This is a genomic window from Gammaproteobacteria bacterium (assembly GCA_013817245.1).
In the GTDB taxonomy this organism is placed as follows: domain Bacteria; phylum Pseudomonadota; class Gammaproteobacteria; order HTCC5015; family HTCC5015; genus JACDDA01.
Genome location: JACDDA010000003.1, coordinates 1 through 16,557, shown reverse-complemented (window position 1 = coordinate 16,557; position 16,557 = coordinate 1). Strand labels below are relative to the sequence as shown.

The 16,557-nt window shown below is 45.3% G+C and carries 16 protein-coding genes; all 16 read left to right on the top strand.

Annotation, left to right across the window (positions count from 1 at the left end):
- The first annotated feature begins 259 nt into the window (after positions 1-259).
- Complete coding sequence (locus tag H0W44_04690) at positions 260-1,195, top strand: RluA family pseudouridine synthase (GenBank protein ID MBA3581734.1); 936 nt, start codon at positions 260-262, stop codon at positions 1,193-1,195.
- The gene (locus H0W44_04685; protein ID MBA3581733.1) at positions 1,192-1,881 is read left to right on the top strand and encodes an HAD-IA family hydrolase; all 690 of its coding nucleotides are present in this window, start codon (positions 1,192-1,194) and stop codon (positions 1,879-1,881) included. The genes H0W44_04690 and H0W44_04685 overlap by 4 nt, the downstream gene beginning before the upstream one ends.
- Positions 1,882-1,918: 37 nt before the next feature.
- Positions 1,919-2,896, top strand: coding sequence for a S49 family peptidase (locus H0W44_04680; protein ID MBA3581732.1), 978 nt, complete (start codon positions 1,919-1,921; stop codon positions 2,894-2,896).
- Positions 2,897-2,902: 6 nt separating this feature from the next.
- A complete protein-coding gene (locus H0W44_04675) occupies positions 2,903-4,405 on the top strand; it encodes an NAD(P)H-hydrate dehydratase (protein MBA3581731.1) in 1,503 nt (500 codons plus the stop codon).
- Positions 4,406-4,408: 3 nt separating this feature from the next.
- On the top strand, positions 4,409-4,894 hold the full coding sequence (gene tsaE, locus H0W44_04670) for a tRNA (adenosine(37)-N6)-threonylcarbamoyltransferase complex ATPase subunit type 1 TsaE (protein ID MBA3581730.1): 486 nt from the start codon (positions 4,409-4,411) through the stop codon (positions 4,892-4,894).
- Positions 4,895-5,133: 239 nt separating this feature from the next.
- Positions 5,134-6,387 (top strand): N-acetylmuramoyl-L-alanine amidase, encoded by a 1,254-nt coding sequence (locus H0W44_04665; GenBank protein MBA3581729.1) that lies wholly within the window; start codon positions 5,134-5,136, stop codon positions 6,385-6,387.
- A 137-nt stretch (positions 6,388-6,524) separates the two neighbouring features.
- Positions 6,525-8,327 (top strand): DNA mismatch repair endonuclease MutL, encoded by a 1,803-nt coding sequence (gene mutL, locus H0W44_04660; GenBank protein ID MBA3581728.1) that lies wholly within the window; start codon positions 6,525-6,527, stop codon positions 8,325-8,327.
- 11 nt (positions 8,328-8,338) lie between these two features.
- On the top strand, positions 8,339-9,286 hold the full coding sequence (gene miaA, locus H0W44_04655; GenBank protein MBA3581727.1) for a tRNA (adenosine(37)-N6)-dimethylallyltransferase MiaA: 948 nt from the start codon (positions 8,339-8,341) through the stop codon (positions 9,284-9,286).
- Positions 9,287-9,381: 95 nt separating this feature from the next.
- A complete protein-coding gene (gene hfq / locus H0W44_04650) occupies positions 9,382-9,606 on the top strand; it encodes an RNA chaperone Hfq (GenBank protein MBA3581726.1) in 225 nt (74 codons plus the stop codon).
- A gap of 27 nt (positions 9,607-9,633) precedes the next feature.
- Positions 9,634-10,950, top strand: a complete 1,317-nt coding sequence (gene hflX / locus H0W44_04645) for a GTPase HflX (protein ID MBA3581725.1) — start codon at positions 9,634-9,636, stop codon at positions 10,948-10,950.
- A gap of 94 nt (positions 10,951-11,044) precedes the next feature.
- Entirely contained in the window at positions 11,045-12,172 is a 1,128-nt protein-coding gene (gene hflK / locus H0W44_04640; protein MBA3581724.1) for an FtsH protease activity modulator HflK, read from the top strand.
- 21 nt (positions 12,173-12,193) lie between these two features.
- Positions 12,194-13,069, top strand: a complete 876-nt coding sequence (hflC, locus tag H0W44_04635) for a protease modulator HflC (GenBank protein ID MBA3581723.1) — start codon at positions 12,194-12,196, stop codon at positions 13,067-13,069.
- A gap of 5 nt (positions 13,070-13,074) precedes the next feature.
- Positions 13,075-13,263, top strand: a complete 189-nt coding sequence (locus H0W44_04630) for a DUF2065 domain-containing protein (protein ID MBA3581722.1) — start codon at positions 13,075-13,077, stop codon at positions 13,261-13,263.
- A 26-nt stretch (positions 13,264-13,289) separates the two neighbouring features.
- On the top strand, positions 13,290-14,492 hold the full coding sequence (locus tag H0W44_04625) for an ATP phosphoribosyltransferase regulatory subunit (protein MBA3581721.1): 1,203 nt from the start codon (positions 13,290-13,292) through the stop codon (positions 14,490-14,492).
- 23 nt (positions 14,493-14,515) lie between these two features.
- Positions 14,516-15,814, top strand: a complete 1,299-nt coding sequence (locus H0W44_04620) for an adenylosuccinate synthase (protein ID MBA3581720.1) — start codon at positions 14,516-14,518, stop codon at positions 15,812-15,814.
- A 194-nt stretch (positions 15,815-16,008) separates the two neighbouring features.
- The gene (locus H0W44_04615; GenBank protein ID MBA3581719.1) at positions 16,009-16,404 is read left to right on the top strand and encodes a hypothetical protein; all 396 of its coding nucleotides are present in this window, start codon (positions 16,009-16,011) and stop codon (positions 16,402-16,404) included.
- Positions 16,405-16,557 lie beyond the last annotated feature (153 nt).

Genomic DNA, 16,557 nt, shown 5'->3' with positions numbered 1-16,557 from the left:
TGTTGTTGTGCTACAGATGCGTTCAAGCGTGATGGAGCGGGTTGCACACACCGCTAGTATTTCGCTAGCGCATCCTTTCTGTGAAAGATCGAGCGGTTGAGCTCGTTCATTCAGAAAACAATTTGTGGCGGAAGGTTATGTTGATGGCTCTCATTCGAGCGACCAGCTAGAATCCGCCTCCCGACAGACCATTGGATGATATACCAAGTCTCCAATGCTCTTCAACTAATTGATTTTTTTAAATTTTCCGAGGCACAGCGTGACGCAGACGGCAAAAGTGAACTGGTTGACCGTAGATGAGTACGCCGTTGGTCAACGGATCGACAATTTTTTATTGAATCAGCTCAAGGGCGTACCGCGCAGCGCTATTTATCGTATTTTGCGGCGAGGCGAGGTGCGCGTAAATAAAGGCCGCATCAAACCTACATATCGTTTGCAAATCGGCGATCTGGTGCGCATTCCACCTTTGCATCTTGGTGATGACGCGCCTCCTGCGATTATTCCTGATGAGGTTTTGCAGCAACTGCGGCAATCCATTATGTATGAGGATGCCGCGATCTTAGTGTTGAATAAACCGGCGGGTTTGGCTGTACACGGTGGTTCGGGTTTGCGTTTTGGTTTGATTGAAGCGTTGCGCGAAATGGGTGAGCAATACGCGCATGCCGAATTAGTGCATCGTTTAGATCGAGAAACCAGTGGTTGTTTAGTGCTTGCTAAACAACGCGAAGCTTTATTGACCTTGCAAGCATCATGGCGTAGTCGCGAAGTGCAGAAATATTATTTAGCGTTATTGTGTGGACGTTTGCCTAAAGGTAAACATCGGGTTGATTATGCTTTGTTGCGCGGCCGCATGAACAGTGGCGAACGTGTGGTTGAAATTGATGAAGAAGGTAAAGCGGCTATTAGCCATTTTGATGTACAAGAATATTATGGCGAACATTCCTTAGTGAAAATTCAAATTGAAACAGGTCGTATGCATCAAATCCGCGTGCATGCTGCGGGTCTTGGGCATCCTGTCGCCGGTGATGAAAAATACGGTGATCGAGCTTTGAATAAAGCATTAAAACAGCAGGCAGGTTTAAAGCGTTTGTTTTTGCACGCCAGTCATTTGATGTTTGATTATGCCGATGAACAGCATGATTACACGGCGCCGTTAACGCTTGAATTAAATGCAGTGCTCGAGGCGTTGACATGAAACAAAATCCTTATCAATTACTGATTTTTGATTGGGACGGTACCTTGATGGATTCCGCCGCAAAAATTGTTGCGTGTTTACGCGCCGCTATCGCGCATGCGGGGTTGCCCGCGCGCACGGATGCTGCGTTACGGCATATTATTGGTTTAGGTATTTATCAAGCATTTGAATATTTATTTCCCGAAGGCGTGACCGCAGCACAACATGAAACCTTGGTGCAAGAATACAAACGTCAATTTTTAGAATTGAATGTGACGCCTGCGGCGATGTTTGCGAACGTCGAGCCTTTTTTACACGACTTGCGTGCACAAGGTTATTATTTGGCGATTGCGACCGGTAAAAGTCGTTTAGGTTTGAATCGTGTATTAGACGACGTTGCATTGGCGCCGTTGTTTCATGCGAGTCGTTGCGCTGACGAAACCCAATCTAAACCGCACCCGCAAATGTTACACGAGTTACTTGAAGCGTTTAATGTTCCCGCAAGTGCGGCTTTAATGATTGGCGATACCGAATTTGATATTGAAATGGCTAAGGCCGCCAATATGCACGCTGTGGCAGTCGCATGGGGCGCGCATGATCCTAGTCATTTAGAAAAATTTGCGCCTTTGACCATACTGGAAGACGTGACGCATCTGCTATCATGGCTGACGCAGCGTGAGCTGCAAGTGAGCAAAGCCTCTGCTTAGCAGATGCGCTAAAATTTAGAATAACGAGGAATTGAGCATGCAAGATACCGAAAATTCAGCATCATCTAATTCATCAGCAGATGTACAAAACACCGAACAAAATTGGGAGCGCCAATTATTAACGCGCCTCGCCATGGCTTCCTTGCATGAACAACGTCGTACGCGTCGTTGGCGAATTGTGTTTATTATATTATTTTTTGGCTACATCGGCGTGTTAATGGCCATGAGTGCGTTTTCTGGCAAAGGTACCGTTAGCACAGGTTCACATACGGCGGTTGTTGATTTGTTAGGTGTCATTGAAGCGGATGGCGATGCCAACGCACAAGATACGATAGATTCATTACGCGATGCGTTTGAAGACTCCGGTACTAAAGGCGTGATTTTACGTATCAATAGTCCAGGCGGCAGCCCAGTACAATCAGCTTATATCTATGATGAAATGGTGCGTTTGCGTGCGGAATATCCTGATGTGCCGTTATATGCAGTAATTGAAGATGTCGGTGCATCCGGTGGTTATTATGTTGCTGCCGGTGCGGAAAAAATTTATGCCGCGAAAGCCAGTATTGTAGGTTCTATTGGTGTGCGCATGGATGGTTTTGGTTTTGTAAAAACCATGGACAAATTAGGCATTGAACGTCGCTTGTTAACAGCGGGTAATAATAAAGGCATGTTAGATCCCTTTACGCCTGTGAATGTTGAGCAACAACAACATGTGCAAAATTTATTGGATCAAGTGCATAAACAATTTATTGATGCGGTTAAAGCGCAACGCGGTAATCGCTTAAAAGAAGATGAAACGTTATTTACTGGTTTGATCTGGACGGGTGAGCAAGGTATTAATTTAGGTTTGGTTGATGAATTAGCCAGTGTAGATTATGTTGCGCGCGAAGTTATTGGCGAAAAAGAATTGCAACATTACGGCCGCAAGAAAACCTTTATGGAAACGTTGCTAAGCGAAGTGCGCAATGGTGTTCAATTTGGCGTGCAAGCAATGTTAGAACCTCGTTTGCGTTAGTGATGTATGTATAACGGTGACACAGTAGATGTTTTACCGACTGCTTTATACCGTGCGAATCAAATCAGAGAATTTGATCGACGGGCGATTGAAGAGCTGCATATACCTGCTTATGAATTAATGAATCGTGCGGGCGCTGCGGCGCTCGCATTTGCACGAATTCGATTTCTTAATAATCAACTTAGCAATAAACGTATTACCGTCGTATGTGGCGCGGGTAATAATGGCGGCGATGGTTATGTTTTTGCACGTTTAGCGCAAGCCGCTGGTGCGCACGTTACCGTTGTTGCAATTACTTCGATAGAGCATTTACAAGCCGATGCAGCAACCGCGGCGCAAGCGTGGTTAAGTGCAGGTGTGGTCGTTAACACCTGGGAAAGTTTAGCCACGGCAGATTTAATTGTTGATGCATTATTAGGCATTGGTTTGCAGCGCGAAGTAGAAGGGCGCTTTGCAGAAGTCATTCATGCCATCAATAACGCACAAGCACCTATTCTCGCGTTGGATTTACCTTCTGGTTTACATGCGGATACTGGTCGCGTGTTAGGTGTTGCGGTGTGCGCCACTGCAACCATAACATTTGTGGGTTTAAAACAAGGTTTGTTTACCGCTGCAGCGACAGATCATGTTGGCGAATTAGTGTTTGATGATTTGATGCTGCCACTGTGCACAGAAACATCGGCAGCGGCGCAGCGTTTAACACTTAAACATTTACGCGCTTGTCAAAAACCGCGTGCGCGAAATGCGCATAAAAATAGTTATGGCCATGTATTAATTATTGGTGGCGATCAAGGCATGAGTGGTGCGGTATTGTTAGCTGCCGTTGCTGCACTGCGTTGTGGTGCGGGCTTAGTGACTATCGCTACGCGGATCGAACATGCCTCTGCATTAAATGTCGGACATCCCGAGTTAATGGTGCATGGCGTTGATACCGGCAGTGAATTACTGTCATTGATACAACGTGCAGATGTGATTGCGATTGGCCCTGGTTTAGGTCAATCAAAATGGGCGCGACGTTTGTTTAGCCAAGTGTTGTTGCAACATAAACCGCTGATTGTTGATGCTGATGCTTTGAATTTGTTAGCACAAGATCCGGTTAAACATCGCGATTGGATTTTGACACCGCATCCTGGTGAAGCGGCGCGTTTATTAAATGTCACCACGACCACTATTCAACATGATCGCTTTCATGCGGCTAAAGCATTAAGCGAACGTTTCGGCGCGCGCATAGTGTTAAAAGGCGCGGGCAGTTTAGTGTGTGAACCTGAGCATTTAGATATTAGTTTGTGCGATCGCGGTAATTCAGGCATGGCAACCGCTGGCATGGGTGATGTTTTAACGGGCGTGATTGCGGCTTTATTAGCACAAGGATTTTCTTTAACGGAAGCGGCGCGTATGGGTGTGTTGTTGCACGCTTGCGCGGGTGATCGCGCAGCGGGGCAAACGCCGCGTGGGTTAATCGCCAGCGATATGTGGAATCCGCTGCGTGATTTAGTTAACGGCATATAAAAAATGGCGTTGACGATCACACGTTATTTAATCGATGAAACGGCAACCGCGGCTTTAGCGGCCGAAGTTGCGCATGCTGCGCCGTTGCATGCGTGTATCCATCTGGAAGGTTCGTTAGGCGCCGGTAAAACCAGTTTTGCGCGCGGTTTTTTACGTGCGCGGGGTCATCAAGGTTTGGTGAAAAGTCCTACTTATACCTTGGTTGAGGTTTATGAGGATGTGCAGCCAGTGGTCTATCATTTTGATTTATATCGTTTAATGGATCCCAATGAACTCGAAGAAATGGGGATTCGTGATTATTTTGGAGACGCTATTTTGTTGGTCGAATGGCCCTCACGAGGACGAGGGGTATTACCGGAACCCGATTTGTTGATTACCTTGACGCTACCCGTTGGTAGGCAGGATGTCGACAATATAAGCAGCCGCGAAGCCCAATTACAGGCTTGTTCAACACAAGGGGAGGCGTGGTTAGCCGCTCTAAAATCCTAGGTTGTTACATTACAAAGTTCTTGTATCTTATTATTTTTATTGAAAAAATCCTTGCAATTGCCTATAGTTCTCAGACACTATTGCTGAACTGTTAGATGCACTTTTTGTTAGGAACCAGCGTGTTAATGAAATCACCGATGTCGCTGATCACCCGTTCTCTTCAAATTTTCGCTAGCCATGCGCTGGTGCTGCTATTGCTATCCAGTCCTGTTGTTAATGCCGCCACTCGTATTGCCACCATGGGCGAGCTGCGGGTTTCGGTGGTAGAAGAACGCACACGTATGGTTTTTGAACTGGACGGCGAGATCCGGCATTCCGTGTTTACCTTAAATAATCCCGATCGGGTCGTGATAGATCTTGATGCCGTTATTCTCAACAAATCCTTCCCTGAAATTGTGATGGGCGCGCCTATCGTGCGCAGTATTCGTAGCGCGGTGCGCAATGATCGCGTTAACCCAGTGGGCTTGCGCATTGTTTTAGATGTGAATCAGCACGTGCGCCCGCAAAGTTTTTTATTAAAACCTGAAAGCGGTCAAGGTTATCGTTTGGTTTTGGATTTGTTTACGACACCTGCGTTGCCGGCTTTAGCATCTGCTTCGGTAACTTCATCGGTATTGGCATCAACACCGATACAGCCTGCGACCGCAGTCATCCCTGCATTACCAGTGCCTTCGCCCACCGCAAGCACGACTACGGCGGCAGTAAAAAATTTATTTGATGAAAAAGGTTTACGCGATGTTGTGATTGCGATTGATGCAGGTCACGGCGGTAAAGATCCCGGCGCTAGCGGTCGTTATGGCACGCGTGAAAAAGATGTCGTGTTACAGATTGCGCGGGTACTTGCTGACAGCATTGAACGTGAAAAAGGCATGAAAGCGGTACTGATTCGTGATGGAGATTATTATTTACCATTACGTGATCGCATTAATAAAGCGCGTGCCCACAAAGCAGATTTGTTTGTATCAGTGCATGCGGATGCGATTAATCATCCTAATGCAACCGGCGCATCGGTTTACGCATTATCATTAAAAGGCGCAACGTCGGAAGCAGCTAAATGGTTAGCGGATCGCGAAAACGCATCAGATTTAATCGGCGGCGTGAGTTTGGGTGACAAAGATAAAATGGTGGCATCGGTGCTACTCGATTTGTCTCAAACCGCTACTATTCAATCCAGTTTAGATGTGGGTGGTGAAATTTTAAGTGAGCTTAAACGCTTTGCGCAATTGCATCGTAAAACTGTGCAACAAGCCGGTTTTGTCGTTTTAAAATCACCTGATATCCCATCAATTTTGATTGAGACTGCGTTTATCTCAAATCCCAAAGAAGAAAAACGTCTGGGTGATAAAGCGTATCAACAAAAAATGGCGACCGGCATTGTCGGTGGTTTAAAACGCTATTTTGCTCGTAAAGCGCCGCCCGGTACGTGGTTAGCTTATCAATATCGCGGCATCAAAGAAGTACCGCAATCGGTTCATACGGTCGCTCAAAACTAATTACCTTCGGTTTTTCTGTCTCGCTTTCCTCTCGTGCATGACGCTTTGTCTATTAAGCTAGCGGCTCAGCGCGTGAATTAGGATAATACCCTTCGTTGAAATGTTGTAACGTCGACCGACCTCGCGATGAGACTGTAATGCCACTGATTCAAAAATTACCTTCTTTATTAATTAATCAAATTGCGGCCGGTGAAGTCATCGAGCGACCTGCGTCTGTGGTTAAAGAATTATTAGAAAATAGTTTAGATGCGGGCGCGACGCGCATTGATATTGATATCGAAGCAGGCGGTAAACGTCTTATTCGCGTGCGTGATAATGGTTATGGTATTGAGCGCGAACAATTAGCGCTGGCGTTAGATCGCCATGCCACCAGTAAAATCGCATCGCTGGATGATTTAGAACGTGTGGGCTCTTTTGGATTTCGCGGCGAAGCCTTGCCCAGTATTGCATCCGTTTCAAATCTGCGATTAATTTCTCAAGCGCAACACGCAAGTGAAGCGTGGGAAATCGACGGACAAAATTTTACCATCGCACCTGCGCGTCATGCACAAGGTGCAACGGTTGAAGTACGAGATTTATTTTTTAATGTACCCGCGCGCCGCAAATTCTTGCGCGTCGATAAAACCGAATTTAGTCATATTGAACAAATGGTGAAACGGTTAGCATTAGGCTGTGCTGATGCTGAAATTCGTTTGAGTCATAACCAACAAGCAATTTTTGTAATTCCAGTGGGCGCTGAATCACAAGCCATACGTGTAAATGCAGTGTGTGGCAAAGGTTTGTTGGAACAAAGTATTTATTTTGATGAGTCCGGTGCGGGTTTGCGCTTGTCCGGTTGGGTTGGATTGCCGACGTTTTCACGCAGCCAAGCCGACATGCAATATTTTTATGTTAATCGCCGCATGGTGCGCGATAAAGTAGTGACGCATGCAGTCCGTCAATCTTACCAAGATGTTTTGTTTCATGGTCGTCATCCTGCTTATGTTTTGTATTTAGAAATGGATCCAACCTTGGTAGATGTGAATGCGCATCCGGCTAAATACGAAGTGCGGTTTCGTGATAGTCAATTAGTCCACGATTTTATTTATAAGACCTTACATAAAGTCTTAGCCAGCGCACGCGCCGGTCATGTTAATTCGGGTTTAAAAGAAAATGCTTTTGAAAGACGTATAGACTTATCAAATGGTTGGGCAACACCACAAAATAATTCGTTAAACCTTTTGAACAATGCCGTGCATGAATCCTTGGCGACCTATCAAGCGTTATACAGCACCGCATCTAGCAACACTGGATTCAACCACATTGGGCAATCGTATCCATCAAATCCAAATTTAAATCCAAATTTAAATAGGGATACGCCACCACTAGGTTATGCGCTGGCGCAATTGCATGGCATTTATATCTTGGCTGAAAACGCGCAAGGTCTGGTGATGATTGATATGCATGCTGCGCATGAGCGCATCACTTACGAGCGTTTAAAAGTTGAACATGATGCTGCTGCGATGTTGTCAATGCCGTTGTTGTTGCCGTTGACCTTGAACGTTAGTCAACGTGAAGCTGATTTAACGGAACAATATCAAACTACTTTTGAAGAATATGGTTTTGAATTGCATCGTACGGGTGTTGAAACTATAACGGTACGACGAGTGCCAAGTTTGCTAAAAGAAGCGGATATAGATGCATTAGTGCGAGATGTGTTGGCAGATTTAGCTGAGCATGGTCGTAGTCAGCGCATTGAAAATGAGCGCAATGAATTATTATCAACCATGGCGTGTCATGCTTCCATTCGTGCAAATCGTAAATTAACCTTGCCTGAAATGAATGCACTGTTACGTGATATGGAAATTACCGAGCGCAGCGGTCAATGCAATCATGGCAGACCTACCTGGATTCAGCTGAATATTGATCAGTTGGATAAATTATTTATGCGTGGCCAATAAATTTTATTCGCATGAGCATACCTTTAATTTGTTTAATGGGGCCCACCGCATCGGGTAAAACTGATTTGGCGATGGCTTTAGCAGAGCGTTGGCCCTTGAGTTTGATCAGTGTTGATTCCGGCATGGTTTATCGTGGCATGAACATCGGCACTGCAAAACCTGATGCAGCAACTTTATTGCGTGCGCCACATGCATTGATTGATATTTGTGATCCAGCAGAAATTTATTCCGCTGCGCGATTTGTTGAAGATGCGCGTGTAGCCATTCAAACGGCGTGGCAACAAGGCCGATGGCCGTGTTTAGTCGGCGGTACCATGTTGTATTTTCGTGCGTTGTTACAAGGCTTGTCAGATTTGCCCGATGCGGATGTTGCAATACGCGCCGCATTGCAACACGAATTAACTACACAAGGTTTAGAAAAATTACATCAACGTTTAGCGCAATTAGATCCCGTTGCTGCTGCACGCATTCATCCCAATGATCCGCAGCGAATTTTGCGTGCATTAGAAGTACAAAAAATTAGCGGACAAACAATGACAAGTTTGCAACAAGCAACACCTCCGCATGCATGGCCAGCACCCATATTAAAACTTGCGTTGGTACCTGATGATCGCGCACAGTTGCATGCGCGTATTGCACAACGTTTTGAATTAATGTTGCAACAAGGTTTTATTGATGAAGTGATTGCATTACGCACGCGCAAAGACCTATACAAAACTTTGCCATCGATCCGTGCGGTAGGTTACCGTCAAGTGTGGAATTATTTAGAGGGCGAATATGATCGGCAAACTCTGCAAAATAAGGGTATTATTGCTACGCGTCAGCTAGCCAAACGGCAGCTAACGTGGTTGCGCACGGAGCAGGCTTTATGTATTCAAGATCCGCTTGAATGCAATCTGCATCAACAAGTTGAACGATTTGCAGCAATGATCGATACGTTCATCGCAAAAAATTCGTAGATGCGCAACGAATTAACCGCACTGTGCTAGAATTTGTACGTAATGAAGTTGTCTTATTATTTGAAACCAAACAAAAACTTAACTGGAGAACGCATATGGCAAAAGGGCAACACCTACAAGAACCCTTTTTGAATGCCTTGCGCAAGGAACATGTACCCGTCTCGATCTTTCTGGTCAACGGCATCAAGCTGCAAGGACAAATAGAATCATTTGATCAGTTTGTGATCTTGTTGAAAAACACGGTTAGCCAAATGGTTTACAAGCACGCTGTTTCAACCATCGTGCCTTCAAAACCAATCAACATTAGTTTTGACGAGTAATCTATGCGCTCGCACTCCGTGACATAAATGGGTTGGAATTTATTTGAACGACCCCGTCACGGGGAACGAGCCTTATTAGTTGATGTGCAATTTGGTCCTCGTCGCGGGGACGGAGCCATCGAAGAATTTCACGCCTTAGCCGTTTCCGCAGGCGCCGATCCTCTTGCCACTATTAGCGCGCAGCGTAACAGAGCTGATCCGCGTTATTGTGTGGGCAGTGGTAAAGTTGAAGAAATCCGCTTGCAAGTGGAAGAGCATAAAGTAGAAATCGTACTTTTTAGTCGCCCCTTAAGTGCTAGCCAAGAGCGTAACCTAGAAAAAGTCTTGGGTTGCCGGGTGCTTGATCGTACCGGTTTGATTTTGGATATTTTTGCGCAACGCGCCCGCAGTTTTGAAGGCAAGCTGCAAGTGGAGCTAGCGCAGCTTAAACATTTATCGTCACGGCTCGTGCGGGGCTGGACCCACTTAGAACGTCAAAAAGGCGGTATTGGTTTACGCGGTCCCGGCGAAACGCAGCTCGAAACCGATCGCCGTTTAATCGCCCAGCGAATCCGTTCTTTGGAAGACAAGCTCGATAAAGTCGCGCAGCAACGTGATCAAAATCGGCGTTCTCGGCAAAAAGCCGCAGTGCCAACAGTATCGTTGGTTGGTTATACCAATGCCGGCAAATCTACTTTATTCAATCGCATGACCGTGGCTGATGTGTACGCAGCCGACCAATTATTCGCCACCTTGGATCCTACGGTTAGACGTTTAGCCTTACCGGGTTTGGGACATGTCGTGTTGGCCGATACGGTAGGATTCGTACGCGATTTGCCGCATGACCTGATTGCCGCGTTCCGTTCAACGCTGTTGGAAACGCGTGAAGCGGATTTGTTGCTACACGTCATTGATGCCAATGATGAGCTGTGTGACCTATATATAGATAAGGTCAACGAAGTTTTGCGCGAAATTGGTGCTGCCGACGTCCCGCAATTATTGGTTTACAACAAAATCGACCTTTCTGGCCAACCTCCCATGTGCGTCGCCGATCCAGATGGCCGGCCGCGCGCCGCCTATGTTTCTGCACAAACGGGCGCAGGTTTAAGTGAATTACAGCAAGCTATTGTTAATTGTTTTGCCGGTGAATTGATTCGCGGTTGGATACGCTTAAAACCCGAGGCGGCCAAGCAGCGCGCACAGCTTTACGAAGCGGGCGCAGTACTCAGTGAACAAGCGCAAAATGATGGCGATAGTCTCTTGCATGTCTGTTTACGCAAAGATCATCTACACCAAATGGGTTTAGCCATTGATCAAATAACTGATCAAGCCGGTGATCAATTAAGCGATCAAGTCACTCAGTAATAACTGTTTCATCGGTTGCGGCGGCCGCCGCTCCCCCCTAGAATGCACACCGAATTCACTTCTTAATATCTCGAACCGTAATGAGGATATTCACATGGCTTGGAATGAGCCGGGCGGTAGCCCGCGAGACCCTTGGGGTAAACGTAATACCAATAACTCCAATGATGTCGATGCAATCTTTCGCAAGCTAAGCGATTTTTTTGGCGGTAAAGGCGGCGGTAACGACGAAAATAGAATGTATATGATCATTCTAGCGGTCGTTTTTGCTTTATGGTTCTTGTTCGGCTTTTTTGTCGTCGATGAAACCCAACGCGCCGTTATCAAACAATTTGGTCGCCATGTGGATACCGTAGGCTCAGGCCCTCATTGGGTTCCGCTCTTTGTACAATCGCGTGAAATTATCGACGTGTCTTCTTATCGCACCATGAAAAACACTGCGCGCATGCTGACCAAAGATGAAAACATCGTAAATGTTGAATATGAAGTTCAGTTTAATATTTCTGATCCCGCCGATTTTTTGTTTAATTTGAAAGATCCAGAAAGTACCTTGAGCCAAGCGAGCGAAAGTGCGATTCGTGAAATCGTCGGTAAAAATACTTTGGATTACGTTATTAAAGAAAGCCGTCAAGATATTGCGCAACGTACCCAAGTGTTATTGCAAGAAATCATGGATCGTTACAAATCCGGTGTTAACGTAATTAAAGTGAACATGACACGCGCAGAAGCGCCCGAAGAAGTTCAAGCGTCTTTTGAAGATGTAAATAAAGCGCGTGAAGATAAAGAACGCTTTTTAAGTGAAGCAGAAGCTTACCGCAACAAAGTTATTCCTGTTGCGCGTGGTGGTGCGGAACAATATATTGAAGAAGCACGCGGTTATAAAGCGCGAATTGTAAATAGTGCGCAAGGTGAAACTTCACGTTTCTTAAAACTATTAGCCGAATATGAAAAAGCGCCGAAAGTAACACGCGAGCGTTTATATATTGAAGCGGTAGAAGAAGTATTAAGCAAAAGTTCTAAAGTGATGGTGGATGTGAAGGGCAGCGGCAACATGATGTATTTGCCTTTAGATCAAATCCTCAAAAACAAAAATGCAACACCTGACAACGCTACGCGTGCTGGCAATTTTAATAGCAACACCGGCGCTGCGTCTAAACAATCCGGTGTTTCAGGTGTAAGCGCTCAAGATGGCCGCGATGATCCACGTTCGCGCGATTTCCCTTAGAGATTATTTAGGAGTCTCTTTATGAAGGTTAAAGTTTCATCGATTGCCGCTATCGTATTTACGGCGTTTTTAGTCTTTTGGTTAAGCACGTTTACCGTTGATGAACGCGAATACGCCATTCGTTTTCAGCTCAGTAAAATTGTCAAAGCGGATTACAAGCCAGGTCTGCATTTTAAATGGCCTTTTATTGAATCAGCACGCAAATTTGACAAGCGTATTCAAACAGTTGATTTGCCGCCTGAAAAATTTTTAACGGCTGAAAAGAAAAATGTCGAAGTAGACGCTTTTGTAAAATGGCGAATTGTTGACATAACCAAGTTTTATAAGGCTACTGGTCGTGGCAGTATGACGATGGCGAACGATCGCTTAAGTCGTACTATTGTCGATGCATTAAAAGGTCAGTTTGGTTTGCGTGCTATTCAAGAAGTTATTTCGGGTGATCGTACTGAAATCATGAATGTAGTGCGCAAAAATGTAGATATCGAAGCGCAAAAACTCGGCATTGAAATTGTTGATGTGCGTTTAAAGCGCGTCGACTTTTCGCGTGAAGTGAGTCAATCCGTTTATGATCGAATGATTAAAGAACGCGAAGCCGCAGCACAAGATTTCCGTTCACGCGGTGATGAAGAAGCCAGAAAACTGCGCGCACGTTCTGAGCGCGAACGTGAAGAAATTTTATCTAAAGCGTATTCAGAAGCGGAAATTATTCGCGGTGAAGGTGATGCACAAGCTGCGCAAATTTATGCAAAAGCGTATGGTCGCAATCCAGAGTTCTATGCGTTTCATCGAAGCTTGCAAGCGTATCGCAATGCGTTAGGTAAAGAAGGCGACATGCTTATTTTAGATCCGAATTCAGATTTTTTTCGTTATCTGAAAGATTCAGCGGGTAAGCGATAAGTTTAATGGCGTGGCATAGCATTGTCACCAGTATTGCATTGTTACTCGTGATAGAAGGTTTGTTGCCTTTTGCCGCGCCGCAACGTTGGCGCAACATGATGCAACAAATTGCTTTAATGCCAGATCGTGCATTGCGTATCAGTGGTTTGAGCAGCATGTTGTTGGGCGTTGTGTTGTTGTACTGGTTAAGCTGAAAAATTTTAGGTAAATAAAAAAACACATGACCGACAATCGCTGGCTATTACCCGAAGGCATTCAAGAAATTTTGCCGCAAGAAGCTGCGCGCTTGGAATTGTTGCGTCGTCGTTTATTAGATCAATATGCTAGCTGGGGCTACGAGTTAGTTATTCCACCGTTGATTGAATATTTAGAATCATTGTTGATCGGCGCAGGCAGTGACTTAGAATTACAAACATTTAAAATCACCGATCAATTAAATGGTCGCATGATGGGCATACGCGCAGACATGACGCCGCAAGTAGCACGTATTGATGCGCATCAATTACGCCGCGATGAACCCACACGCTTATGTTATATCGGCACTGTATTGCACACACGCCCCGATGGTTTTGCAGGTTCGCGCAGTCCTGTGCAAACCGGCGCAGAATTATATGGCCATGAAGGTCCGGCGAGTGATATTGAAATCATCAGCTTGATGATCGAAACCTTGCGTGCGGCAGGTTTACAAGAACTCTATATTGATATTGGTCATGTGGGCATTTATCGTGAAGTAGCGAATGCTGCGGGTTTTGATAAAGCGCAAACGGATACGGTGTTTGATTTATTACAGCGCAAAGCCTTGGTTGAAATTCGTGAATATCTGACTGCGAATAAAGTGAATGCAAATGCGCAGGCAATGTTATTAGCGTTAGTCGAACTAAACGGCGACATCAGTGTATTAAACAAAGCCCGCACGCAATTAAAAGCCGCAGGCAAAAAAGTCGTTGAAGCATTGGATTATTTAACACAGGTAGCGGAAGGCGTACAACAGCGCGCACCGGATTTAAATTTACATTTTGATTTAGCAGAATTGCGCGGTTATCACTATCACCAAACGGGCGTTGTGTTTGCCGCTTATGCGCCAGGTGAAGGTCAAGAAGTAGCACGCGGTGGTCGATATGACGGTATCGGTGCCGTGTTTGGTCGGCCGCGTGCAGCAACAGGATTTAGCACGGATTTAAATGCCTTGATGCGTTTAACCACGCACGACATAAAAAACATTGCAGCGATTTACGCGCCCGTTGTGAGTGCGCAAGATGAAGCCGCGCTATGGCAAGCGATCACCACGTTGCGAGCGCAAGGCGAATGTGTGATTCAAGCATTACCTGAAACTGATACAAAAAAAATTGTTAACCCAGCCGCATTAAGTTGTAACAGACAACTGTTAAAAACTGCGCAAGGCTGGCAAGTTAAACCTCTTTAATCCTTTTATATAGTGCGACTCTCATGGCAAAAAATGTATTAGTACTTGGCACCCAATGGGGTGATGAAGGCAAAGGCAAGATCGTTGACATGTTAACGGATCGCGGTGTTGCAGCCGTCGTGCGTTTTCAAGGCGGCCACAATGCCGGTCATACTTTAGTTATCAACGGTGAAAAAACCGTATTGCATTTAATTCCATCGGGCATCTTGCGTGAGAACGTAGAATGTTTAATTGGCAATGGCGTAGTCGTATCACCCAGCGCGTTGATGGAAGAAATCGCTATGCTCGAAGCCAAAGGCGTGCCGGCACGTAAACGTTTAAAAATTTCTGAAGCCTGTCCATTAATTTTGCCGTATCACGTTGCAATCGATCAAGCGCGTGAACGCGCGCGCGGTTCAGCGGCGATTGGTACAACCGGTCGTGGCATTGGCCCTGCCTACGAAGACAAAGTTGCACGACGTGCAATTCGGTTAGGTGATTTATTACATCGTGAACGTTTCGCAGCAAAATTAGGTGAAGTGTTAGACGTGCATAATTTTATGTTAAAGCATTACTACAAAACCGACACCTTTGATTTTCAGCAATTACTCGATGAAACTTTAGCAATTGCCGAACATGTTTTACCGATGATGGATGACGTATCAACACGCGTGCAATATTGGATCGCGCAAGACAAACCTATTTTATTCGAAGGTGCGCAAGGCACCTTGCTTGATGTTGATCATGGTACCTATCCATTTGTAACATCATCCAATACCACCGCAGGCGGTGCATGCACCGGCAGTGGCATGGGGCCATTAGATTTAGATTACGTATTAGGTATTACCAAAGCGTACACCACACGTGTGGGCGCTGGACCATTTCCCACCGAATTGTTTGATGCAATGGGCGAGCATCTTGCAAAACGCGGCCACGAATTTGGTTCAACCACAGGACGTGCACGTCGTTGCGGATGGTTTGATGCAGTAGCATTACGCCGCGCAGTACAAATAAATAGCGTCAGTGGTTTATGCGTAACAAAGTTAGACGTATTAGATGGTTTAGAAACACTGCGTATCTGCGTTGGTTATAAAGTAGATGGCAAAGAATTAGACATGCCACCTGTAGGCGCAGAAGCGTATGCCGCATGCGAACCTGTTTACATCGACATGCCAGGTTGGCAGACATCAACAGTAGGCGTGCGTCAGTTTGACAAACTACCTATCGAAGCAAAAAATTACTTACATAAAATGCAAGAAGTAGTGGGCATACCGATAGACATCGTATCTACAAGTCCCGATCGCGATGATAATATTTTATTGCGGGATCCATTTGCGCAGTAGTGTGTTTCAGAGAAAGTTTAAAAATAATTTGAATTTAAAGGCTTTGAATTTATGAATATTTTTATGGGCTCTGACCCCTTAAATTCTTGATTATCCGGTTCGTAACTTTGAAACTTATGGTGGTTTCTATTTTGCTTCGGGCGCAGGAATATTTGTAGGTACGGATTTTCTTATCCACTATTCAGGACAGCCCAATGTCGCTCAAGAAACCAATTAAAGTGATTTTGGTGGCGCTTACTTTGTTTGCGTTGTTACTTGTGGTAGCTAGTCAATTCTTGGGGCCTGGCGTCGGAGACTTCGCGGATCCTATCATCAATGGCTATGAATATAATTATGCCGGTGGAAATGAAATTAATATTGTGTATACAGGAAATGAACGATCTAAGCAGATTGTCATTGATTCTAGAGTCGATGAATATAAAGTAGATGGTGATAGGCTGTTGGTGGCTAGAAGACCTAGAGAGATTTATCGTACAGATGATGGCGTCACAAGGACTCGACTTTCTTCCATTTGCGAGTATTGGATAATTAATATTAATACCCATCAAGTTGAAATGACACCTAAATCTCGAGATGTTGCTTGTAAATAAATAGATTAATTCTAGTAAAATAAGGGGAAAAATAAGGGGACGCTACCCTTTAAATTTGATGCATGTTAAGCTGCTGCTATGCCAAGACAAGCCAGAGCCGTATTTCCTAAAGTCCCTCACCATATCACTCAGCGAGGCAATCGCCGAGAAGAC

Bases quoted from the DNA above. Each gene is read 5' to 3' on its own strand.
- H0W44_04675 (MBA3581731.1), top strand. From the start codon at position 2,903: ATGTATAACGGTGACACAGTAGATGTTTTACCGACTGCTTTATACCGT.
- hflK (MBA3581724.1), top strand. From the start codon at position 11,045: ATGGCTTGGAATGAGCCGGGCGGTAGCCCGCGAGACCCTTGGGGTAAA.
- hfq (MBA3581726.1), top strand. From the start codon at position 9,382: ATGGCAAAAGGGCAACACCTACAAGAACCCTTTTTGAATGCCTTGCGC.
- H0W44_04620 (MBA3581720.1), top strand. From the start codon at position 14,516: ATGGCAAAAAATGTATTAGTACTTGGCACCCAATGGGGTGATGAAGGC.
- tsaE (MBA3581730.1), top strand. From the start codon at position 4,409: ATGGCGTTGACGATCACACGTTATTTAATCGATGAAACGGCAACCGCG.
- H0W44_04630 (MBA3581722.1), top strand. From the start codon at position 13,075: ATGGCGTGGCATAGCATTGTCACCAGTATTGCATTGTTACTCGTGATA.
- mutL (MBA3581728.1), top strand. From the start codon at position 6,525: ATGCCACTGATTCAAAAATTACCTTCTTTATTAATTAATCAAATTGCG.
- H0W44_04625 (MBA3581721.1), top strand. From the start codon at position 13,290: ATGACCGACAATCGCTGGCTATTACCCGAAGGCATTCAAGAAATTTTG.
- H0W44_04615 (MBA3581719.1), top strand. From the start codon at position 16,009: ATGTCGCTCAAGAAACCAATTAAAGTGATTTTGGTGGCGCTTACTTTG.
- hflX (MBA3581725.1), top strand. From the start codon at position 9,634: ATGGGTTGGAATTTATTTGAACGACCCCGTCACGGGGAACGAGCCTTA.
- miaA (MBA3581727.1), top strand. From the start codon at position 8,339: ATGAGCATACCTTTAATTTGTTTAATGGGGCCCACCGCATCGGGTAAA.
- H0W44_04680 (MBA3581732.1), top strand. From the start codon at position 1,919: ATGCAAGATACCGAAAATTCAGCATCATCTAATTCATCAGCAGATGTA.
- hflC (MBA3581723.1), top strand. From the start codon at position 12,194: ATGAAGGTTAAAGTTTCATCGATTGCCGCTATCGTATTTACGGCGTTT.
- H0W44_04685 (MBA3581733.1), top strand. From the start codon at position 1,192: ATGAAACAAAATCCTTATCAATTACTGATTTTTGATTGGGACGGTACC.
- H0W44_04665 (MBA3581729.1), top strand. From the start codon at position 5,134: ATGGGCGAGCTGCGGGTTTCGGTGGTAGAAGAACGCACACGTATGGTT.